Below are 25,030 nucleotides of genomic sequence, written 5' to 3' on the forward strand. Positions count from 1 at the left end.
TTTTGCCGCCAGCTTCCTTCAGATTCCATCTCACAATGGACACCCTTGCTATTGGCTAGTGGTTGGCGATTACAAACCCCCACAGTGGACTTTCACCACCTAGTTAGTTACCATGCACGGCACACATTAAAAAAACCAAGACCGAAGCCTTGGTTTTTGTTATGGTTAATAAGTCTTGTTATGCCAACCAAGATTCTACTTCTTCTTTGGTTGGATTACTTGCATCAAGCTTAAGTTTTTTCCTTCTTCCACACACATCGTTGAAGAGTTTGTTGACATCTTGCTCTTTGAGTTGCTCAAGGGTATGAATATTCAAATCTCTCAATGCGGGGATCAGTCCTTGAGGTATTCCCAAAGCCATAAAGTCCTCATCAGTCGCAATTTTCACTTTCTTCTCAGGACGCATCTGAGGGAAGAATAGTACCTCTTGAATCGTGGTCTTGTTGGTGAGCATCATGGTCAATCTATCAATACCGATACCAAGCCCAGCTGTAGGTGGCATTCCGTACTCCAATGACCTCAAAAAATCTTCATCCATGGCCATAGCTTCATCATCTCCTCGCGCTGCCAACTTAAGCTGATCTTCAAATCTTTCACGCTGATCTATTGGATCATTGAGTTCAGAATATGCGTTTGCAATCTCTTTTCCATTTACAAATAGCTCAAATCGCTCTACTAACCCAGCTTTGCTTCTATGCTTCTTGGCCAAAGGAGTCATTTCGATAGGGTAATCGGTGATGTATGTAGGCTGAACCAGGTGAGCTTCTACTTTCGCTCCAAATATCTCATCGATCAATTTCCCTTTGCCCATGCTCTGGTCTGTTTCGATACCTAGGTCTTTACATACTGCTCTCAAACCCTGCTCATCCATTTCTGAAACATCAATACCTGTATATTCTTTGATAGAATCATACATGCTAATCTTTCTATAAGGACCTGCAAAATCTATCTCACGATCGCCAACCATCACTTTGGTTGTCCCATGTATGGCATGCGTTACTTTCTCCAACAAATCCTCAACCATCTTCATCATCCACACATAATCTTTGTAGGCGACATAGATTTCCATTGAAGTAAACTCTGGATTGTGGGTTCTGTCCATCCCTTCATTTCTGAACATCTTCCCAAACTCATACACTCCTTCAAATCCACCAACAATCAACCGCTTCAAGTAAAGCTCATTGGCTATCCTTAAGAAAAGTGGCATGTCCAAGGTATTGTGATGCGTCTCAAATGGTCTAGCTGCTGCGCCTCCATGCACTGCTTGCAATATTGGCGTCTCCACTTCCAACCAGCCATTATCATCAAAAAACCTCCTCATGTTAGAGATGATTCTGGATCTGGTGACAAATACTTGCTTCACCTCTGGATTCACTGTCAAGTCAACATAGCGCTGTCTGTACCTCAACTCTGGATCTGTAAATCCATCATACACATTACCTTCTTCGTCTCTTTTGACTACTGGAAGTGGTTTGACTGATTTAGATAGCACTTTCAATTCGGTAACATGAAAAGAAATCTCACCAGTCTGTGTCGTAAAAACGTAACCTTTGACTCCTATAAAATCCCCTATCCCTAATAGCTTTTTGAATACAGTATTGTAATAAGTCTTGTCTTCTCCCTCACAGATATCATCTCTTCTAACATAAATCTGCAGACGACCTGTAGCATCCTGAATTTCAGCAAAAGAAGCTGAACCCATGATCCTTCTACTCATCAATCTACCAGCTATGCTTAGGTCCTTGTAATCGGTTTTGTTGTTTTGGTAATTCTTATGAATATCTGCTGCGGTCACATTGATCGGAAAAGACTCAGCTGGATAAGGATCTATTCCTAATTTGATCAATTCCTCCCTGTCTTTTCTTCTCTCTATTTCCTGTTCACTAAGTAGTTGCATTGTAGTTTATTTATTGACTTTGACTAAGTACTTCAAAATCTGTGTATATAATTCGCTCTTATTTAAGATTTCTTCTTCTGGCAATTTCCTTCTTGATAAGTTCAAACTCTCTGGAGCTCTGACCTGCTACTGCGGTATTTTCTTCTGCCCTCCTACCCAAATATGGCATCACTTTCTCCACTGGGCCGTAAGGTACATATTTCATCACATTGAATCCTTGATCAGCTAGATTAAATGAAATGTTGTCACTCATTCCGTAAAGTTGCGCAAAATATACGCTTGTATCATTGTGACTTACCTGATGTGCTTCCATCAAGTTGCCAAGCAAGATATTGCTTTGCTCATTGTGTGACCCCGCTACCAAATGGATCTCCCCCAAATTCTCCAAACAATAGACAAGTGCAGCATCAAAATCTCTATCAGATGAGGCTTTATCAGGCTGAATGGGACTTGGATAACCTTTCTGTTTTGCTCTTGCCCTTTCTTTTTCCATGTATGCTCCTCTTACCAGTTTTGCACCAAGCTGATAGCCTTTTTCTTTGGCAACTTGATGCGCATTTTTCAACCTCTCCAACATATCATGCCTATACATCTGATAGGTATTGTAGACTATACAAGATTTTTTGTTGTACTTTTCCATGGCTTGGTAGGTAAGTTCATCTATCACATCCTGAAACCACGATTCCTCTGCATCTACCAAAATCTTCGTATTGGCTTCATATGCAGCTTTACACAATTCATCTACTCTGGATTTAAGCTTTTCAAATGCCAATTGCTCCTCCTTGCTAAGCTGCTTTCCTGCTTGAACTTTGGTCATCACTTCGTAACTCCCCAAGCCTGTCACTTTGAATACAGCAAATGGAATTGCTTGATCACCTGCTGATCTCTTTATAGTTCTCAAAAGCTCCTTTTTGGTAGCTTCAAAGCTTACTTCATTACCTTTACCTTCTACAGAGTAATCTAAAATTGTCCCTATTCCAAAGGCTGACAATTCATCAACTGTCTTCTGACAGTCTTCTATATTTTCTCCTCCACAAAAATGCCCGAACATGGTTTTTTTCATCAAGCCTTTGATCGGAAAATTGATCTTGAAAGCCAAATTCGCCATTTTAATCCCCATTTTCACGGCGGCATTATTGTTCATTGTAGCAAAAATGAGATACATTTTCCTCAATTCTGCATCTGATTTAGAAGCAAAAGCTACTTCTAAGTTCTCCAAAGATATTTTGGTTTTTGTGGGCATATTCTGTGTTTGAAGGTGCAAATATACTCTCTGAATCATCGTCTTCCAAACCTTGTATGGACTCTCATGCGATAATTCTAAAAGGATTTTTCTAAAAAAATGTTTTCCAAACATCAATGATAATTATCCCAAAATGAATCACTGGCTGATAACCTCCTATTAATTCAAAAAAAAGGCCTTCAAGAACATCTGATGTCTTTGAAGGCCTTGGCAGGTGGTTCATTTTATGCTTTTAAGATACAATGTATCTATCAATCACAAAGCTGAAGCAAACTCCCTTTTGCTTACTCCTGCCACTTCCAAAAGGAAATTGTGCAACTCGTAGTTTTTCACAAAGCCTGGCAAACGGTCACTTCCTGGCCCAAAAGCCGCAAGCTCTACATAATCTCCTGAGTGATTTGTATTGGCCCAACTCACAGCATTATGCTTGGATAGCATGCCACCAAATAGCTCCATTGGAAGCTTGCTGGTATTGTATAATCCATCTTCACCCATACTAAAGCTTTTTCTCAACGTGTCAGCTTCATCTTTACTGATAGCCACGTTTTGGTGATGCTGGATGATCTCTATCATTTGAGCATTAGACATATTGGCATTGATTTGTTTGAGTAAATGCTCATTGGAGCACTTTACATCAAACAAGGTTTCAAATTTAGCATTCTTTGACCCTGGGTTGAACATTCCGGGGTTTGCATTTCCGTGATCTGTAGTTACTATTACCAATGTATTTTTGTCTTTAGCAGCAAAATCAACAGCTACGCGCACAGCATCATCAAAATCTACTTGATCATACAGTATAGCTGCTGCATCATTGGCATGAGCTGCCCAGTCGACCTTTCCACCTTCTACTTGCATAACAAACCCTTTCTGATTCTTGCTCAAAAGCTCAATGGTCTTTTCAGTCATTTCTGCCAAACTTGGTATATCTCGCTTCAAATCCTCATTATTTTCCCTATCAATAGCATAAGGAAGACCATCTTCCGTAAAGACAGCCATCAAAGGTTTTCCTGCCGTAGCTTTAAGCATTTCTGCTTTGGTTTTGGCTACTTGAAATCCATCCTTTTGAAAATCAGCATAAAGATCTCGCCCATCAGCTCTTTTTGATGGATCAAAAAGTTCTTGCCCTCCTCCCATCATTACATCAAACTTAAGCTTAAGATAGTCTACTGCGATTTCAGGCATGGCATTTCGACTATTTTGATTTACACAAAAAGATGCTGGCGTCGCATGTGTGATTTGTACAGATGTGACACAACCCACTGATTTTCCTGCATCCTTGAATTTTTGAAGTATTGGCTTATGCGCTTCTCCATTGGGCCCTATGTTCAAAGCCCCATTATTGACTCTGTGTCCTCCACCCCATGAAGAACCCGCAGCAGCTGAATCTGTAACAAATGAATTGGCTGAAGCTGTATCCATTAGTGACCTTTTAAGTTCACCAGATTCATACATTGATATCCATGTGGATGATTGGCCGAGCTTGTTTCTCATAAGTATATCAGCCATGTTTAGGGTACCAGAACTCATGCCATCTGACACCATAAAGATGATATTTTTCACCCCATCTAGTTGACGATGAGTCAAAGGCGTTCCAAGAATAGGCCTAGAACCCAATACACCAAAACCTACAGTAGTCAATAATCCATTCCTAAAGAAATCCCGTCTTTTCATTTTTTTAAATTCTTAGATATCCAATTGATTTATTATTATTTCTTTAATTATTCACCTCTCATGATTTCGAAGTTCTTAGGCTGTAATATGTTTAAGCTATCAAGCTCTCAATCAAAAGTCAATGATCAACAACACATTTAGCTCCTTATTTCATCCTTACTATTTCATCCTTCATCCTTCTTATTTCTATAATACCTGCAACTAGCTTGCAATAAACAGAAATATCTACCTCAAACTGGAAAAAGGAATTTAGGAAATTGTTAAGGTTTTTGGTGGTACTTTTTGATAACCTGTATGATTTTGTGATAAACCTCTGTGTTTTCATACACTCCCATGAATAGATCTGCATGCGGTCCGTAAGCAAAAATTGGCACCAAGATCCCTGTATGATCTTCAGTGCTAAACTCAAGCTCAATCTGTCCTTGATCAATATTTCCTTGTGGTAAGGTCAAGCCACCAGTCTCATGGTCTGCAGTGATGATAACTAATGTGCCTGGATATGTATCCGCAAATTTCAATGCTTCCGCTACTGCTTGATCAAAATCTATCAATTCTTCAACTACCTTTTGTGCATCATTTTGATGGCCACCGGTATCGATTTGAGCTCCCTCTATCATCAAGAAAAATGGCCGCTCTTTGCACTTCAAGTAATTCAGGGCTTGTTTGGTGGCTTGTGACAAGAAACCTTTTCTACCTTTTAAAACAGAGGGTAATCCATGATTAGATGCAAAATAACCTAATTTTCCTGCCTTTGAGGAGCTAATCTCTTGGATTGAGGATGCCATGTGAAATCCTGATTTTTCCAAACTGTCCAAAGCACCATTTTTATATCGAAGGAAATCATTTTTTCCTCCAGCTATGAATAAGTCTATGTTACTTCTGCTTAAATCTAGACTTATTCCATTGATGTTATCTCTTTCCTTCTCAAATGCATAAAATGCTGCTGGAGTTGCTCCAGTCACATTGTCAGTTGAGATGATACCATTGCTGAAATTCATTCTTGCCAAAGAAGTAGTCAAATTGCTTTTTGGAAACTGATCATATTGACCTATAGCTCTATTGTTGGCTTTTCGGCCTGTAGCTAAAGCCGTGCCTCCTGCTGCAGAATCTGTAGTAAAATCATCTAAAGCCTGCGTTTTAATTAGTCCCATATGCTTCAAGTTCATAATGTTTAATGCATTTCCATTGGCTACCATACCTGCATGGAGCTGTGCCAAACCTGTACCATCACCGATGAGTAAAATAACCTGATCAACTCGATCATGCAGACCATCATTTTCAAATGAAGGGGTATAAATTTCACTTCTTCCTTCAGCTATTACCAATCGGTTCTTTAAAGTGCTCAAGTATTTTTGTGCTTCGTAAGGCTGATCTGTATTGATAAAGTCAACACCCAATTCATGTAATGCCTTCCAAGAGGACTTTGAATCAGGTGTAGCCCAAAAACGAATAGGTTTCCCAACATCGTGGACTTGTTTTATCACAGCTTTTAACCCCTGTAACTCTTCCTCGATAATCCGACCCTTACCATTCCATACCGAGTAATTTTCAAAGGAAAGGCTGACCATTTCCACCTTTTCTAGCACTATTTCTCCCAAGTCTTTTATACTTTGGTGATCAAAAAAGATGTATTCTGGATAGGCTGAATACTTTTCTGCTGAAGGCCTATTACCAGAAATCACCAATTTGATACCCTTTGGATTTTGCTCACTATATAGAAGATCAACGTATGCTTGACTAGCCTTGATGATATGTTCAAGCGTCTGCTCAGCTTTCGTCTTGATATCCACCAAAAGCACAAATGGCTCGTGTCCTGGATTCAAATCTTTGGCTTGTCCGATGCGTTCAAGGTACAACTTTTCAAAAGTATATTGAGCTGAAATGCTTTCTTGTTCGTGAGCGACAAACAAAGTGTCGTTTCGCAGAATAACATCCACTTCTATTGACGCAGCTTTATTGGCATATGCTGTCCAAAAAGGGACTGCTTGGTGATAATCATTGTGGCTATGTATAGCTATACGCTGTGCGTATGAATTGGCAAAAACAAAAAGAAAAGCTAAACAACAAAAGGCCTGATTTAAAGTGTTTTTTACAACAAACATATATAACATTTAAAATAAATAACAACTGATCCAAACTTTCTGGTCAAATCTAAATTATATCAGAGAAAGCATTTAGATTGTTATTAAATAGTGTTTCAAGGTTGATTACAGTAGAAATAAACAGACCAAAGACTTTGCTTTGGCCTGTCCTCTTACAATTAAACTAATCTATCATTAAATTTACCATCCTTCATTTTGTGCTATTCCCGACACCGAAATGGTATTTGGAGGAATTGGCCACACATGATGTATTGCAGGATTGAAGGTTCTTGCTGGCCATGTTTGATATACTTCAAAGCCAGAATCTGGATTGGTCTTATTGGCATGGTTTCTACCAGTGGCTGGTCTGGCATAAGCCGCTTGAGCATCTCCCCATCTTACCAAATCTAAGTGTCTGTCAGCATATTCACCAGCAAGCTCTACCCTTCTCTCTTGTTTCAAATCTGACAAAGTAGCTCCAGTTTTTGGTGCCAATCCTGCCCTAGACCTTACCAGATTGATAGGTTCATCACCATTTTGACCTTGCATGATCAATGCTTCTGCTTTGATCAACAATATCTCTGCAAACCTGATTAGAGGAACATTCAGATCGGTAGTAGGATAATCACCGTTTGGGTTCAAGTGCACATCTTGAGGGAATCTGTATGGATGCATGTATTTATTGAATTGAATACCTGTCCAAGAGTTACCAGAGTAATACCTTCTTGGATTACCCAAAAATGTAAACTCATCGCCAAAGGCTAACAAAGTAGCTTTTTTGCGCGCATCACCAGACTCAAAAGCATTGTAAAGCTCCAAAGTAGGTGAAAATGTGCCCCAGCCGTTGTACAATCCCCACCCAGTATTTTCAAGCATCACGCCTGGTAATATCTGACCACGTTCTTTGCTAGAAACAGTCGAGAAAACATATTCTGAAGAAAAATTATTGTTTACATAAAACACACTTTCAAAATCAACTTCAGGGTTCCCCGTATTGATTAGCCTCCTATCCGTTGGTGAGTTGATCACCATGTCAGCATACCTGACTGCATCAGCCCACTTTCCATTCTCGTGACCAGCCCAGTACAAGGCATTTTTTGCCAAGTAAGCATAAGCTGCATCTTTGTGAGCCCTGCCTAAATCGCTTGAGTTGTAAGTAGTAAAATAGGGTAGTAATTCTGCTGCTTGCAAGAGATCTTGTTCGATCAACCTGTAGTTTTCGATTACATGAGCAGGTCTGGTGAATTTCAAGTCGTCCATGTTCTCCACAGTGACGATAGGTATACCTGCTCTGTGATCACCATATCTAGGAGAAAGCCACAAGTATGCGTGTGCACGAGCAAAGTATGCTTCTCCCAAAACACGGTTTTTCACATCCTGATTGATGTTCATGTTTGGTACATACCTAAGTACTGTGTTTGCTCTTTGAATTACAGTATAAAGCAATGGATAAATTTGGGCGATTCTTCCCTCCTGTCCTGTTGCTTGAAAATTTCGAATCGCACTTGCTGCTGCATCAGTTCTCCCTTGGTGAAAATCATCACAAGCAGCAATGAAATACATGATTCCTCTTCCAAATAGGTGATCATTGTCCCAGTGTTGATAAAGGCCATTGGCAGCATTGATAGCATCCTCTTCTGATTGCCAATAGTTACCAGAAGTAACACTTCCTTGTGGAATTACATTAGTGAAATCTTCACTACAAGCACTGCTTAGGATAAGCAAGGCTAAGGATAAATATTTTAAAACTTTCATAATTCTTACACTTGAATTAAAGATTGAGATTCAGACCTACAGTAAATGTTCTTGGTAAAGGGAAAGTACCATTGTCGATCACAGGCCCTGCGCCCACTTCTGGGTCCAAACCTGAATATGGAGTAAATGTGATTAGATTTTCTGCGGCTAAATAGACCCTAAGGTTGGTACCTGGCTTCAAGCTTCTCCATACAAAATCCGGAACAGTGTAGCCAAGAGATAGATTTTTGATCCTGAAGTAGTCACCTTTCTCCAAAAACCAATCAGAAGCTTGACCAAAATTGGCATTTGGATCTTGGGTAGAAAGCACAGGAATAGTAGCATTTGGATTACTTGGTGTCCAAGCATCTAGCACTCTCCTATCCAAGTTGTAACCTTGGAGACCTGCATTGTAGGTAGAGAACTTGTAGCCATTGAACAATTTCACTCCTGATACACCTTGACCAAAAAGCTGAAGGTCAAAATTCCTGTATTCTAAGCTGATATTGATGCCATAGTTAAAATCAGGCATGGCATTCCCCATGAAAATCCTGTCGGCATCACTGATTCTTCCATCTCCATTTACATCTTGGAAAATCAAATCCCCAGGTCTAGCATTCGGCTGAATTTTCACCCCTTCTGCATTGACGTACTGATCGATCTGTGCTTGGTTTTGGAAGATACCCAAATGAGGGATCAAATGATAAGAATACAATGGCTGTCCTGGCTCACTTCTGAATGGATAGATGATACTTCTCAAGTTTTGAGTATGCTGGATAAAATCATCCGTAAATTCATCCAAGTCTTGCAAGGTATTTTTGATCGTAGCGATATTTCCTCCAACATTATACTTCAATCTACCAGCTTGACCTGCATAGCTCAAACTCAACTCCAGCCCTTTGTTGGCAACAGTACCTACATTGGCAAGTGCTCCAGTAGGCACACCAGAGTGTGGATCTGGAGAATTTCTTTGGATCAAGCCCCTTGTATATTTTTCATAATATTCGAGTGCCACATTAAGCTTATTGGACAATAATGTCGCATCCAAGCCAACATTGATTGTCTCTGAGCGCTCCCATCTTAAGTTTGGGTTGGTCATCTCATTGATAGACAAGTGTCTATTCCTAAGTCCGGGATCACCAAGTATCACATTATTACCAGCAGCCAAAGGCACATTGAAAGCGTAATTCCCTACTGATGAAATATTCCCTATCTGTCCCCATGAACCTCTTAATTTCAATAGGTTGATCGCTGGTACATTGAAGAACGATTCAGAAGAAATCTTCCAGGCGGCCGATGCAGCATAGAAATAATCTGATTTGGTAGAAGCGGGTAGTCGCGAAGTCTCATCCCTTCTGATACTTCCCATGGCAAAATACCTATCATCATAATCATACATCAACCTTCCAATCGCAGAAGTCAACACATCTTCAAATGCTCCACTACTTGGGATATTCAAAATAGCACCTGCATTACCTGCATACTGAAACCAATCATCTTCTCTGTCAAAATCCTGAACTTGGAAACTAAAAGACTCCTCTTGCCTGTATTGAGCTGTGTACACTCCTGTCAATGCAAAATTATGGCTGCCAAATGATTTGTTGTAGTTCACCTGCTGATCCCAGATCCAACGACTGCTGTTTCCTGATCCTTGATTTAGAAAATTCATATTGCTAGGCCTGCCTATCTCTGGAGCTCTTGGAGAAAAACTCTTGTTGGTCCAAGACCACAAATCGATAGAAAAGCTAGACCTGAAAGTCAAATCCTCCAAAATATCATATTCCCCAAAAGCAATAGCATTCATATTCAGCCTTGGTGAGTTCACGTTTGGTCTAAGTAAAAGTGATACTGGATTGTAGGTATCACCATATGCTCCTGCAAACTGTGAAAGTTCGAATGGAACTGTTCCATGAAATCTTCCTTCCTCATCATAGACAGGAGCCGCAGGATTCATATATATTGCATTAATGATCGCTCCACTGTAGCTACTTCCGGTGTTTGTGCCTCTAGAAATCTCTCTGTTGAAATACACGTTATGCCCAAGTCTGAGCTTGTTAGTGATATCATAATCAGCTTTGATCCTAAATGAGAAAAGCTCATAATCAGTATTGAGTAGTAAGCCTTCTTTTTTATGGTAGCCAAAAGAAGAGCTATACCTACTTTTTTCCGACCCTCCACTTAGTTGTAAGTTCAAATTGGAAACTGCCGCAGTTCTGAAAATCTCATCCATCCAGTTGGTTCTTGTCACTTGACCCCAAGGATTTTGCGCTGGATCATGGGCTGCTGGAGCTATTGCACCAGCATGCTCTGCTGCATTTCTATAAGCTTGAGCGTATTCAGCTGCATTTAGCGCTTGAGGAGTCTTGTAGGCAGACTGGACACCCCTATAGACATCCAATGCTACCTTTGGGGTACCTGATTTTCCACTTTTTGTCGTGATTACTATCACACCAGAAGCAGCCTGCGCTCCGTATATAGCTGCTGCAGCTGCGTCCTTGAGTACTGTCAGCGTCTCTATGTCGTTAGGGTTGATTCTACCACCATAGTATGGCATACCATCCACAACATATAGTGGAGACTCATTGCCAAATGTACCTACCCCTCTGATTACCACTTGTGGGGTACTTCCCGGGTCACCTGATCCTGACACTACACTTACACCGGCTATTTGTCCTTGAAGCATTTGCTGTACACTTGATATAGGCCTGTCAGCTGTACGCGCTACCTGTTCCAATTGTCCCACTGAAGTAGTCAAATCAGCTCTTTTGGCAGTTCCATAACCTATAACCATGAACTCATCCAAATTACTCATCGATTCAGATAGACTCACTCTCAAAAAATCAGACACATTATATCTCAAAACCTGTGTTTCCATTCCAATAAATGAAACAGTAACCTCTCCAGTCACTTCAGGTACATCTAATGTAAATGTCCCGTCAAGTGCTGAAACGGTGCCTCGGTTGCTATTCCCATTTGCAATGATCGTAGCTCCAACAAAAGGGGCTTGATCAACATCAGACACTACCATACCTCGAAGTGTATGCTGTGCTTGTAAGTCCAATCCTGTAAAAACGCACAGAAAAAGGACGTAGTAAAATTTAAATTTCATAAGATTTCATCTATTTGATTTGAATGCAAATTGGTCACAGTGGACATAAAAAAGGTGCAGTATTTATGCTAAAAAAGTGTGCTTTTATTTCAATTTGGTGCATAAATACAACCAAAAAACACGGCTATCTGATCAGTAATAATGCCGTAATACAGCCTTAATGAGCGTTTAACAAACCCCTAGTAAATTTCAACTGATAACGCTTCGGGCTCACACCATGATATTTCTTGAAAAGCTTGCTAAAATGCTTGGGATCATTGAAACCACAGCTATAGCTAATCTCCGAAATATTCATTTGGCTCTGCTGCAATAGCTTTTCTGCCTTCTCCATGCGGAGTTGTATAATAATATCAGAAGGACTCTTATCAATGATCTCTTTGAAAATCCGATAGAGCTTGATTTTAGAGACTTTCATTTCTTCAGCCAAAGATTCAAGTTTGAAATCTGGATTGGAAAAACTAGCCCTAATCTTTGCAAATGCTTCTCTGACTAATTTCTCATTTGGACTTAAGGGTAAAGATTCGTCAACATCTTTCAAAACCTTATCGATAATGAAAGGCTTATCTTTTTGCTTTTTTTCTTTGATCAAATTTTTGATAGTCTTATTAACTAGGGCAACCCCCATGGGAAGTTTTACAAATGTCCCTACCCCCATATCCATAAGCTTTTCTTGAAGTGAAGGCGAAATGTGCTCATAGATATACACTACAGGAATAGCGTATTGCTCTTTTTTTGATTGAATCGCACCAAGAAGTTTAGCTACATTATCTGTCAGTTTTTCGTTATAAATCACCAAGACATCGATCTTTATGGCATGCAGTGCCGAATCTACCATCACTGCCTCATGCTCTGTAATCAAAAAGAATTGATTGGGGTCAAGCATCTTCACCAAACTGTCAGATTCGTATCTCTTTCCAAAAATTAGCACGCTACTTTTCCCCGCTGGAATCTGACTCCTTAAATCCAAATGCTTCCAATGCCTTTGCTCCAATGTATCCTCTTGTCCAGGCAGAACTCCAAAAGGTACATAAACAGCTAAATGCACCTCTTCCTTACTTAGTTTAAGCTCTAACTCTCCTGCTATTTCTTTGAGGATCCTTCGGCCAGCTTGCAAATTCAAATTGAACTGATCAAACTCTGAAAAGGCATCTATCAAGGATTGGCTATCCGTCTTCATTTGAAGATGAATTTTTTGAAAACTTGTATAAAGAAATACTTCCAATATAGCATCTCTATCCAAAAAACGAACGAGAGCTTTAAATAAGAATTGCAAAAACAGTTTCAATCTAGTGACATCAAGTAATACCCAGTCTGAACACAATTCTTCTGAAAAACTATATTTAATCTGATGCTTGATCATGGTATTTTCTAAGTCTTTACTCCAAATTTGAAAAAGATCTGGCAACAAGGTCAGGGAAGAAGAAGGTGGGTCAAGTTGATTGATAAAACTATCTGATTCTAAATCTTGTACAAATGCAAGAACTGGAGATAGCGAATTTAAAATCAAGGACTTGTCCTTTGAATCTCTAAACGAAGCTTCTTCAAGCACCATGTTCAAATCAATCAGATTTGGCTTGATTTCTTTAAGCAAAAATTCAACAAATTCCTTTTTTTCCATATCCATATTTTGCTGTCTATTATGAAGTTCCAAAAGTCTAGATCGCTGTGCTTCAATCTCCTTGTTCTTAGAATCCAAATCCTTGTATTGCTTTTCTAAGGCTTTGGTCTGATCAGCAATCACAGCTGTTCTTTCTACTACCTTTTTCGCGAGTTTGGCCCTCACCTTCTTGAACTGATATTGCCTTACGAGTAAAACTAGCGCCATCAACACTAAAGTGGGGAAAACATAAAAATACCACTTGGTATAAAGTGGAGACTTGATCTGAAAGGCCTTAGACACCATTGCCCCAGAAAAATCATTGAGATTCTTTACCTCCAAAAAATACTCCCCATCCTTCAACCTATCTATAATCAAAGACTCATCACTGGGAAAGCTTTTCCAATCAGGTTGTTGAGGTAAAAGTCTATAAGCATAATTTCCCTTTAAAAAATCTCCAATTCCTATCTCCTTAACAAAAACTTCAATGTGATCAGTTTTGCCTACATTGCTTTGAACTATTTGAAAGATGGGATTAATCTGTTTCTTGTCTAATAGGTCTGGATGAAAATAATTCAATCCATTGACGCCACCGTAATACAAAACCCCATTTGTCGATTGGAAAGAAGCCCCTTCCGAAAACTCAGAAGATTGCCATCCTTCCTCAGGGGAAAAAGTTCTTACTGAGAAATCAAGGATATTAATAAATCCAACACCTTTGGCAGTATGAAACCAAACTTGATCCTGATGTCCGTAAATGCTGTAAACCAAATCACTTAATAAACCATCAGATTGCGTGATATAAGAAACTTCACCTGATACTTCATTCCAAATTGTAATTCCAGCATGAGTGCTGATAAAGACCTCATCTTCTTGAGGATACTTAAAAACAGCGTAGGTACTATTGTCTAACAATCCATCATTGGAATCAAAATAACTGACTTTACCATGGTTTAATACCATTACACCACTTTTTTCAGTAGCTACATACAGCTTGTCTTTATAGAAATTAACACTTCGTACATGCTGTCCATAAAACTCCTCTTGCCCTTCGTAGGAAACAAATTTGTTTAAATTTAGGTCAAAAAGTAATACACCACCCCAAGAGGCTACCCAAATTTGTTTTTTTGCACGATCCTCTGCAAAGCCATAGTTTCTCCTTATAAATCCAGGCTGATTAGTTTCATCAAAAACCTGTTCAACTTTCCCGTTTTTGATTGTAAATACACCTTGGTAAGTCCCCACCCATATGGTCCCCTCACTGTCTTCATAAATTGCCCTTGTTCTTTTCCAGTTCTCATCTTGAAGGCTTTTCGGATAATCAAAAGCCTGAAACTTTCCTTGTCCTTCTTTTCTTAAATATAATCCTGCCCCGTAGTAACCCATCCAGAGTGTCTGATTCCGATCCTGTGCAATGGCTCTGACTGTCTCATTGACCAGCTCAGGGTGTTTTTTAGGATGAGCAAAAACATGCTCAATTTTAGCCCCATTGTTAAGAACTCTAGCGATCCCACCATCCTTCATACCTAGCCAAACGTTATCAAAACTATCTTCCAGTATGCACGTAACCTCACTACTCCTAAGGCCATATATGTTATAAGGATCGGCATGATATTGTTCGATATGCAAAGATCCTCTTGATTCTATTTCTTGTGATGCATAAAACAACCCCATAGACCTCGTCCCCCACCACAAATTACCTAATCTGTCCTTGTAACTACAAAGAAGCCGTTCCTTAGATACAGGTGAGGGGAATGGTAAATCTGACGAAACTTTTGCTTGACATGTAGTGCAGGGCTGAAAATCATCACCCACAAACTCCAATTTATCACCATTGATTAAGCTTACTAAAACAACTCCTTGTTTGTTTAAGCTCAAGCTGGCGATTCGACTTTTGAATGTAAAATTCACAAAACTATCCGACTGACTTTTCAAACTCACACTTTCAGGATCTGACCATATCCAAACGTTATTTTCACTATCGATTTGAATATCGTTCACATAGTTTCCCGCTAAGCTATTCGGATTGCCCAGCTGATGATTATATACTTCAAAATCATTTCCATCAAAAAAATTTAATCCATCCCAAGTTCCAATCCAAATGCCTCCTGAAGGATCATTGATCATCACATTGACAGAGTTGTTGGACAGTCCATGCTGAACCTGATATGTTTTAAATTTGAGATTTTGACAAAATGCACTAAAAGTCAATGAGTACAAAAAAATAAATAAAACCTTCGATGATATTTTACTGATATACATGTGCAAAAATACAGAGAAGTCAGGGTTTGAAAATTAAGCTAACATTAAGATATCATTACCCACTTTCAAAAAACGATTTGATCTCAAACTTAAAAGTCTACTTTAGTATCATCAAATACCAAATCTCTATCAAATCAAAGTAAGGTATCAAGCATTATCAATTTTTGGTTAATTTTGAAGCTTCATCCAACCCCAAAAAATACCATGAAAAAAATCATCTTAAAAACATGTGCAATCTGCATCATTTCCTTGGCTAGTGCATGTCAAGGAGAAAAAAAGGTTGATTCCTATTCGGAAGATTTTATTTCAGAAGAGGAACAATCAAGGATAGATTCTCCACAAAGCTCAAGTTTCAGGCTAAATTTAAAGTTGGGAGAAGGTACATATGAAGCAAATGAAGTAGCAGTAAATGAAGTTCAAGGAGGTACAGAAATTAGTAAAGGGAATTTTGCAGTGATTTTTTATGCAAAGGCAAGTCAAGGAACTCAAAATGAACTGCAAATTCAATTCAATTTAATGGATTTTGAATTCTCACCAGGGAAAGTCAATGTCAAAAAATCAGAGGTCTACCAAAGTGATGTAGTCGATGAAATGGATGTAGTCTTGACTGGTAAAGAAGTTGCAATGGAAATTACCGAAATCACCAAAGTGTCTTCAGAATCAGTAGCAGGTATGACAATGACAAAGTACGAGTTCAGTGGGAGTTTCTCTGGAAAATACAGAAGCATGGGTGGAAAAGAGATTGAAATTAGAAATGGCAGTTTTGAAAATGCCCACCTTTCAGTGACTAAGTATGATCAATGAGGGATTTACAATATAAGTCTAATGGATGTGACCTGTCAATTCCACTACCATAAATATACATAGCTTCATGGGTGAAAAACATTATAAAATATTGATATAAAATCATTTAACCATTAAGTAACGTGACAAAATTGCATCTTAACTAAGTTCAACTTCCAAAGAAAATATAAGTCAAAAGGAATGATAGGTTGATTTAAAGCATATCCTTTTTAAATTAGGGGCTGAAAAAATTTACATGGCAAAGAAAAAGTACTCCATTAAGAAAATTGCAGAAGACTTAGGCATATCTGTAACTACCATATCATTTGTCCTAAACGGAAAGGCTGAGGAAAACAGGATCAGTCCCGCAATGATCGAAAAAGTAAAACGTCACGTAAAAAAAATAGGATATCAACCCAATCAGCTCGCGAAGAGTTTGAGGACGGGTAAATCTAATCTTATCGTCTTCATGGTAGAGGATATTTCCAATCCATTTTTTGCAAATATTGCCAAGCTGATCGAAGATGAAGCTTCCAAGTTAAATTACAAAATCATCTATTGCAGTACCAATAATGATCCTGACAAGACCATGTCAATGATCAACCTTTTTGGCAACTTGCAAGCAGATGGGTTTATCATAACACCACCCAATGGACTTGATGTCAATTTTGTTAAAGAATTGTGCGAAGAACAAGCTCCGATCATCTTATTTGACAGGTACTTGCCAGAGGTAGATTGTAGCCATGTAGTGATCGCAAACTATGAAGGGACTAAGCTTGGGTTGAATCACCTCATTGACAGCGGGTTTCACAAGATTGGATTTATCACCTTGGACTCTGATCAATCCCAAATGCACGATCGACTTGAAGCCTACCAGGATTTGTGTGCCAACCATAGCATGACCGCAAAAATCCTGAAAATACCCTTTTATGCTTTCAAGTCAGGCGAAGAAAGTAACCTAATAAATAACTTTTTGGATGAAAACCCTGAACTTGACGCTATCTTTTTTGCTACCAATTATTTGGCAATTCGAGGTATCAAGCTACTTAAAGATAGAGGGGTAATCATCCCGAATGACTTAGCTGTAATGGCCTTTGATGACAATGACTTCTTCCAGTTTAGCACGCCATCCATTTCTAGTATTGTTCAACCCAAATCCGCAATTGCTACGCAACTCATAGAGCTGATGTTCCAAACTTTGGAAACTGATATAGATCAACGTAAACCAGTAAAAGTTGAACTCCCGGTATCTTTGAACATTAGATCTTCAACTAAAAATTGTAACTAATCATTAATTTTTATAATTTTTCAAGCCGTATCCATATTATAATATTCATTTTCCAAAATCATATAAATCAAAATATCAGCACTTTATCATTTTTTTGAAAAAAAATAGCCCTTAAGTTTTTTAATATAGCTAAAAGCATTTAGCTTTGGATTGCTTCTTTTTCCAACGAAGAAGCATGGGAAACTCCCAGCTATTATTCAATAATTACCAAATTTAAAACCCAATGAAAAACAACCTTTTACCCAAATCACCCAGGAAGTTTACCCAAAACTCGGGGAAACTTTTCAGGCCGAATCCCTTATCAATTCTCTTAGCATTTGTCTTGTTTTGCACCCTCATGAATCCAATGATGGCTACAGCACGACAAGCTGCTAGCACAGCGATCACTGGAAAAGTAACAGATGATCTTGGGGATGGAATTCCTGGAGTCACCATAGTAGAAAAAGGTACAGACAATGGAACTGTCACTGACATTGATGGAAACTACGAAATCAATGTACGCAATAACTCATCTGTTTTAGTATTTAGCTTCATGGGCATGAGACAAATTGAGAGGCGTGTAGGAGAACAATCCACTATCAATGTAGAAATGCAAGGCGATGAACAATCCCTTGAGGAAGTTGTCGTGATTGGATATGGATCACAAAAAAAATCTGATCTCACAGGTGCTGTTTCTTCTGTGAGTTCTACTAGTCTTCAAGAAAGACCTGTGACCAATGTAGAGCAAGCCCTTGCCGGTAGGGCTCCGGGTGTCAATGTATCTACTAACTCTGGGAGACCTGGGGGTAATACCAATATCAGAATCAGAGGTAACAACTCTGTCAATGCGAGTAACAGCCCACTTTACGTAGTAGATGGGGTAATCGGCGCAGGACCTATCAACTACCTGAACCCAAATGATATCGCCTCCATGGAAGTGCTCAAAGATGCCTCTGCAACTGCAATTTATGGAGCAAGAGGTGCCAATGGGGTAATCATCGTCACTACCAAAAGAGGTAGCAAAGACGGTGGTCAAGTCAATTACAGCAGTTTTTACAGTATGGGAGAGATTGCTAACAAAATCGACGTTTTGAACTCAGAACAATTCTTGCAAGTTGAGCAAAACGCTTACAACAACTCCCAAAAATTTGATCCAGATGGATGGGCTGCAGGTAGGTATGAAGACCCTATGAACTACAGGGATAATCTAGACCTATTTGACGCCAATGGAAACCCATTATACAATACAGATTGGCAAGACGAGGCTACCAGAAGAGCTTTCAGTCAGAACCATTCCCTATCCTTCACTGGTGGAGATGAAGACACTTCCTATGGTCTATTTATGAACTATGCAGATGAGCAGGGGATCGTCCTAGAGTCATACCTAAAAAGGTACTCTGGTAGGTTTGTAATGGATGGCAAAGTAAAAGATTGGTTAGATGTAGGTGGCAGTTTGACATTCAATCATATCGAAGAAAACAGAGTCGATGGATCAGTTGGTGGATTAAGTCCCTTGAGGATGATGATCGAGACACTTCCTATCATTCCTGTACAGTATGCAGATGGGACCTACGGAAGCAACATCGACTATCCAAATATGGAGGGTGGTGAAAACCCTGTCAACCTTCTTAGAAACAGACAGAATATACACAATACCCAAACAGTGCTTGGTGATGTGCATAGTGCTATCAAATTCAACGATAACTTACAGTTGAGAAGTAATATTGGTATCAATATCAATAATTTCAAAGAAAGCTGGTATTCCGGTAAAGACCTCAGACAGCTAAGTGCTGATTACAATGGAGAGGCTTGGGTGAGAGACACTAGGACTAATTACTGGCAATTTGAAAATTACCTAAATTACGAAAAAGAGCTAAATGAAAACCACGCAATCAGCGGACTTTTGGGTATAAGTTGGCAACAGTTTGACTACTTCACCAGTAGAGCGGGAACCAGAGGGTTTACTGATGACTTTTATTTGTACAACAACCTAGGACTTGGCTCTGACCCCTTAACTCCAGAATCTGACAGGTATAAATGGGCGATGAATTCCTACTTCGGTAGGTTCAATTATAACCTGATGAGCAAATACCTATTCACCTTTACAGGTCGTGTAGATGGTTCATCAAAGTTTGGTTCGGGTAACAAATATGCATTCTTCCCTTCCGCTGCCTTTGCATGGAGAGTAGCTGATGAAGGGTTCATGCAAGATGTGACTGCTATATCAGACTTGAAATTAAGAAGTAGTTATGGTGTGACTGGTAACTCTGAAATCGGAGTATATCAATCCCTAGCTAGCATGGGTAACTCTACAGCGATCATAGGTGGTCAAAGAGCTCCTGGTGTAGGACTTGGCACACTTCCTAATCCAAATTTGAGATGGGAAAAAACAGCTCAATTCGACATCGGACTGGAGTTTGGAATGTTCAATAACCGTGTAATGCTAGAGGCTGATTACTATTACAAAAAGACTTCTGACATGCTTCTTAGTGCTCCTGTGCCTACCAGTAGTGGATTTGCAAGCATCTATACTAACATTGGTAGTATAGAAAACCAAGGTATTGAACTTAGCATCAACACGGTAAACATCGAGACACGTGATTTCACTTGGACGACTACTTTCAATATCTCAACAAATAGAAATAGGGTCTTAGCTTTAGGAGCAGCAAATGATGACATTTTTCCTGGACCATTTTTCTTATCCAACACCAATATCCTAAGAGTCGGTGAACCAGTGGGTTCATTCTATGGCTTGGTGAGAGAAGGAACATGGGGAAGTGACCAGGCGGATGAAGCAGCTGTATATGGCATGCTCCCTGGAGATGTCAAATATAGAGATGTCAATGGTGACGGACAGATCAATAATAGTGACAGAGAAATTTTAGGAAATGGTATTCCAAAGGGTTTTGGAGCATTATTCAATACTTTTCAATACAAGAACTTTGACTTGACCATAGATATACAATATAGCTATGGAAATGAAATCCTAAACCTAGCCAAGCATGCTGCTGAAGATAGGACAGGGCAAGCAAACAGTTTTGCCACTGTGCTAGAAGGATGGACACCTGAAAACCAAGAAACAATGGTGGCGCAAAACAGACCTTCACGTTCCTATTTCCAATCAAATATTGACTCCAGAATGGTTGAAGATGGATCATTCATTCGTGGAAGAAACTTACTTTTGGGATACAATTTTTCTCAAGATAAGCTTGAAAGATTACATATCAGAAACCTGAGGGTTTATGCTTCAGTACAGAACTTTTTTCTTTTGACCGAATACACAGGGTTTGATCCAGAGGTTAGTACCTATGGGGATGCATTTGCACAAGGGATTACCTTCTATGATTATCCAAAGCCAATTACTTACACCCTAGGTATTAATGTATCATTTTAAATGCCCTTTAAAATAGAAATCACATGAAAAAGTCAATATATAATAACATAAAATACTTCGCGATTCTTACAGGCACTTTCCTGAGTGTTTCTTGTACTGATTTTCTTGAGGAAAGAAATGAATCCAACTACACACAAGAGAACTATTTCCAAACTCCAGAGCATGCAGAAGCAGCTATCAATCACTTGTATAGTGCACTCAGGTTCGTATCTGATGGGGCTGGTACCTATGGTGAAAGCCCATTTATGAGTTTGGAGTTTCCTACAGGTCTGGTAAATACGGAAGTGGGACAAAGTCAATTCAATAATACGCTGAGAAACCTCACAACCAATTCTGAAAACAATTATTTCAATGTATGGTGGGAGCAATCTTACAGAGCTATTGCCAATGCAAATCTGGCTATTGATAGGATTCCAAGTATACAAATGAATGAAACCACCCAGCAAAACTTGATTGCTGAAGCACATTTCATGCGGGCATTTCATTACTTCAACCTTGTGAGACTTTTTGGTGATATTCCTTTAATCACTGTACCTGTGGATGCTGATTCTGACCTTTTGTATCCAAGCAGATCTCCTATTGCAGACATCTATGACCTCATCGTCTCTGACCTACAAATTGCAGAAGAAAGCAACCTTCCTGCAAGTACAACAAATGGAAGGGTAAGTCAAGGCGCTATCAAAGCAACCCTAGCACAGGTCTACCTGACGATGGCTGGATATCCACTTCAGGCGGGAGACAATTACTATGCTTTGGCAGCAGAAAAAGCCAAAGAAGTAATCGATCAAAATACTTATAGCCTATTTGCTACCTATGACGAGCTGCGTGATCCAAGTATGCAATTGTCCGGTGAAATTATCTTCAAAAATCAATACTTAATCGGCTTTGCCACTAGCGGAATGACAGCTTGGCTTTTGCCACGAAGTCGAAATATCTCACAGTTTTCAGATGAATTTGGTGTAATGTACCCCACTGCTGCCTTTATCAACACCCACGAAGAGGGTGATGCTAGAGTAGCAGAAAGAGGCTTCTACTATACTTCTTACCCTAATATCAACAACCCCGCTCAGGAGGTTTCTTTTGGGGCGCATTACATTTATAAGTATTTCGATGAAGAGGCAGTACTCAACACGGCTCAGAGTGATCTTGGATTTACTTTCATCAGGTATGCCGATGTTTTACTGACTTTTGCAGAAGCTGAATTTGAGGCAAATGGAGCGACTACTGATGCCTTAGAAGCTATCAATGCGATAAGGAATCGGGCAAACCTAGCTCCATTTGATGCAAGCTCCCTTACTCGTGAAGCTATTTGGAAAGAAAGATTTCATGAGCTTGCATTTGAAAACAAAACATGGTTTGACATGATACGAAGAAGGCAAGTGCTAAACTTAGCTTCTGGGAATTTTGAAGATTTTGCAGGACATTCATTTTCCTATGGCCCGACACTTAGCGAAAAATACCTGCTCTTTGCCATTCCTCAAAGAGAGATTGATAACAACAACCAACTAACACAAAACCCTGAATGGTAATGTCAAATTGGTAATCTAAATGTAAAAGAACCAACTTAACCAAACCTATAAAACCTGCTCATGGCAAAGGTCTTTCAAGTACCTTTGCTATGAGCAAATTGTTTTCACAAACCAAAAGTACCTCAATAAATCAAAAATCAACATGCAGTTTAAACCTCTAAATTTCTGCCTTTATTGCATGCTTCTTGTAAGTAGCATGCTGCCCTACTTGGTGTCGGGACAAGATTTTCACGTTTTGGAACAAGATCCAGTAGATTGGGTAAATCCGCTCATTGGAACAGATTCAAAGCCTAGTTTTTCCAATGGAAATGTGTACCCAGCAATAGCCCTTCCATGGGGTATGAATTTTTGGACCCCCCAAACTGGCCCGATGGGCAATGGCTGGGCGTATACCTATGGAGCAGACAAGATCAGAGGATTTAAGCAAACACACCAACCCTCACCTTGGATGAACGACTATGGTCAATTTTCATTGATGCCCATGACGGGTAAAATCAAAGTTAATGAAGATGACCGTGCTAGCTGGTTTTCGCACAAAGCTGAAATCGTGAAACCATACTACTATAGCGTGTACTTGGCAGACCATGATGTCACCACTGAAATCACCCCTACTGAAAGGGCGGCCAGATTTAGGTTTACTTTTCCTGAAACAGACAGTGCTTACGTGCTAGTAGATGCCTTTGACAGAGGATCCTATGTAAAAGTAATTCCTCAAGAAAGAAAAATCATAGGCTACACCACAAGAAACAGTGGTGGAGTTCCAGAAAACTTCAAAAACTATTTTGTAATTGTCTTTGACAAGGAGTTCACTTTCAATCAAACTTTTTCCTCTGGAGCATTAGATGAGAAATTAGAAATAGAGGCTGATCATGTTGGTGCTGTGATAGGCTTCAAAACCCAAAAAGGAGAAAAAGTAAATGCCAAAGTAGCTTCTTCCTTTATCAGCTATGAGCAAGCTGAAATCAACATGAAAGAAATAGGTGAACAAGATTTCGAAGCCGTAAAAACTGCCGGTAAGCAGTCATGGAATAAGGAGCTTGGACGGGTAAAAGTCAGTGGTGGTACACCAGATCAGTTTAGAACTTTCTATTCAAGTCTCTATAGAACACTACTTTTCCCAAGAAAATTCTACGAAATAGATGCCAATGGGGATGTGATGCACTACAGCCCATACAATGGTGAAGTACTTCCTGGCTATATGTTTACTGACACAGGATTCTGGGATACTTTCAGGGCACTTTTTCCATTCTTGAACATGATGTACCCAAGCTTGAGTGCAAAAATGCAAGAAGGATTGGTCAATGCCTATAAAGAAAGTGGATGGCTTCCTGAATGGGCTAGCCCTGGTTTGAGAAATGTAATGATAGGTAACAACTCCGCCTCTGTAGTAGCTGATGCTTACTTGAAATTAAGCAAGCAAAATCAGGCAGATTATGATGTAGAGACACTTTTTGAGGCGCTAATCCATGGTGCCAATAATGAAGGGCCACTCACAGCAGTAGGCAGAGCGGGAGCACCATATTACAATGAGCTAGGTTACGTTCCTTATGATGTGAATATCAAAGAAAATGCTGCAAGAACTTTAGAATACGCTTACAATGATTTCACCATTTATCAGCTAGCCAAGGCACTCAATAAGCCAAAGGACGTTGTAGACCTTTACAAGAAAAGGAGTCAAAACTACAAAAACCTATTTGACCCAGAAACCAGACTCATGAGAGGAAAGATGAAGGACGGAAACTTCATGGCTCCTTTCAATCCATTCAAATGGGGAGATGCATTTACAGAAGGAAATAGCTGGCATTATACCTGGTCTGTGTTCCATGATATACAAGGTCTCATAGACCTGATGGGTGGCAAGAAAGGATTTGTAGAGCAACTTGACAATGTCTTCACTTTACCACCAGTGTTTGACGAGAGTTACTACAGGGGTGTGATTCATGAGATAAGAGAAATGCAAGTAGCTGACATGGGACAATATGCCCACGGAAATCAGCCTATTCAGCACATGATTTACCTTTACAATTATGCCAATGAACCATGGAAAGCTCAATATTGGGCAAGGGAAACAATGGATAAAATGTATCTTCCTACGCCTGATGGATACTGTGGGGATGAGGACAATGGGCAGACTTCGGCTTGGTATGTATTTTCAGCACTCGGATTCTATCCTGTCAGCCCAGCCACAGATGAGTACATCATCGGTAGCCCTCTTTTCAAATCTGTAACCTTAGAACTTGAAAATGGAAAAAAAGTCAATATCAATGCTGAAAATAATAATCATGGAAATCGCTATGTAAAATCTATGAAGCTTGATGGAAAAGCATACACCAAAAACTTCATCAAGCATCAAACTTTGATGGATGGCGCTTCTATTTCCTTCACAATGGATGAGAATCCAAACAAAAACAGAGGAGTTAAGGAATCAGATCTACCTTTCTCTATGTCAAGAGAAAAATAAGT

At 39.5% G+C, this 25,030-nt stretch carries 12 protein-coding genes; 5 read left to right on the forward strand and 7 right to left on the reverse strand.

Features of this window, described 5'->3' with window-relative positions:
* Positions 1–178: 178 nt before the first annotated feature.
* The 7 genes from lysS to MM239_RS13575 all read right to left on the reverse strand — a co-directional run bounded on the left by lysS (position 179) and on the right by MM239_RS13575 (position 15,552).
* Entirely contained in the window at positions 179–1,897 is a 1,719-nt protein-coding gene (gene lysS, locus MM239_RS13545) for a lysine--tRNA ligase (RefSeq protein WP_241348785.1), read from the reverse strand.
* A 58-nt stretch (positions 1,898–1,955) separates the two neighbouring features.
* Positions 1,956–3,140 (reverse strand): proline dehydrogenase family protein, encoded by a 1,185-nt coding sequence (locus MM239_RS13550; protein WP_241348786.1) that lies wholly within the window; start codon positions 3,138–3,140, stop codon positions 1,956–1,958.
* 255 nt (positions 3,141–3,395) lie between these two features.
* The gene (locus MM239_RS13555) at positions 3,396–4,811 is read right to left on the reverse strand and encodes an alkaline phosphatase (RefSeq protein WP_241348787.1); all 1,416 of its coding nucleotides are present in this window, start codon (positions 4,809–4,811) and stop codon (positions 3,396–3,398) included.
* 260 nt (positions 4,812–5,071) lie between these two features.
* Positions 5,072–6,913 (reverse strand): alkaline phosphatase, encoded by a 1,842-nt coding sequence (locus tag MM239_RS13560; protein WP_241348788.1) that lies wholly within the window; start codon positions 6,911–6,913, stop codon positions 5,072–5,074.
* A 180-nt stretch (positions 6,914–7,093) separates the two neighbouring features.
* Positions 7,094–8,647, reverse strand: a complete 1,554-nt coding sequence (locus MM239_RS13565; protein WP_241348789.1) for a RagB/SusD family nutrient uptake outer membrane protein — start codon at positions 8,645–8,647, stop codon at positions 7,094–7,096.
* 16 nt (positions 8,648–8,663) lie between these two features.
* A complete protein-coding gene (locus MM239_RS13570; RefSeq protein ID WP_241348790.1) occupies positions 8,664–11,735 on the reverse strand; it encodes a SusC/RagA family TonB-linked outer membrane protein in 3,072 nt (1,023 codons plus the stop codon).
* A 157-nt stretch (positions 11,736–11,892) separates the two neighbouring features.
* The gene (locus MM239_RS13575) at positions 11,893–15,552 is read right to left on the reverse strand and encodes a helix-turn-helix domain-containing protein (RefSeq protein WP_241348791.1); all 3,660 of its coding nucleotides are present in this window, start codon (positions 15,550–15,552) and stop codon (positions 11,893–11,895) included.
* A gap of 246 nt (positions 15,553–15,798) precedes the next feature.
* Between MM239_RS13575 and MM239_RS13580 the strand changes: the two genes are divergently transcribed.
* The 5 genes from MM239_RS13580 (at position 15,799) to MM239_RS13600 (ending at position 25,028) form a co-directional block, all read left to right on the forward strand.
* A complete protein-coding gene (locus MM239_RS13580) occupies positions 15,799–16,398 on the forward strand; it encodes a hypothetical protein (RefSeq protein WP_241348792.1) in 600 nt (199 codons plus the stop codon).
* Positions 16,399–16,633: 235 nt separating this feature from the next.
* The gene (locus MM239_RS13585) at positions 16,634–17,665 is read left to right on the forward strand and encodes a LacI family DNA-binding transcriptional regulator (RefSeq protein WP_241348793.1); all 1,032 of its coding nucleotides are present in this window, start codon (positions 16,634–16,636) and stop codon (positions 17,663–17,665) included.
* Between the two features lie 223 nt (positions 17,666–17,888).
* Complete coding sequence (locus MM239_RS13590; protein ID WP_241348794.1) at positions 17,889–21,038, forward strand: SusC/RagA family TonB-linked outer membrane protein; 3,150 nt, start codon at positions 17,889–17,891, stop codon at positions 21,036–21,038.
* A 23-nt stretch (positions 21,039–21,061) separates the two neighbouring features.
* Positions 21,062–22,567: a RagB/SusD family nutrient uptake outer membrane protein gene (locus MM239_RS13595; RefSeq protein ID WP_241348795.1), complete on the forward strand. Its 1,506-nt coding sequence runs from the start codon at positions 21,062–21,064 to the stop codon at positions 22,565–22,567.
* A 142-nt stretch (positions 22,568–22,709) separates the two neighbouring features.
* The gene (locus tag MM239_RS13600; protein ID WP_262918663.1) at positions 22,710–25,028 is read left to right on the forward strand and encodes a GH92 family glycosyl hydrolase; all 2,319 of its coding nucleotides are present in this window, start codon (positions 22,710–22,712) and stop codon (positions 25,026–25,028) included.
* The last annotated feature ends 2 nt before the right edge of the window (positions 25,029–25,030 follow it).

The sequence above is a fragment of the Belliella filtrata genome (assembly GCF_022549775.1).
Classification (GTDB): domain Bacteria; phylum Bacteroidota; class Bacteroidia; order Cytophagales; family Cyclobacteriaceae; genus Belliella; species Belliella filtrata.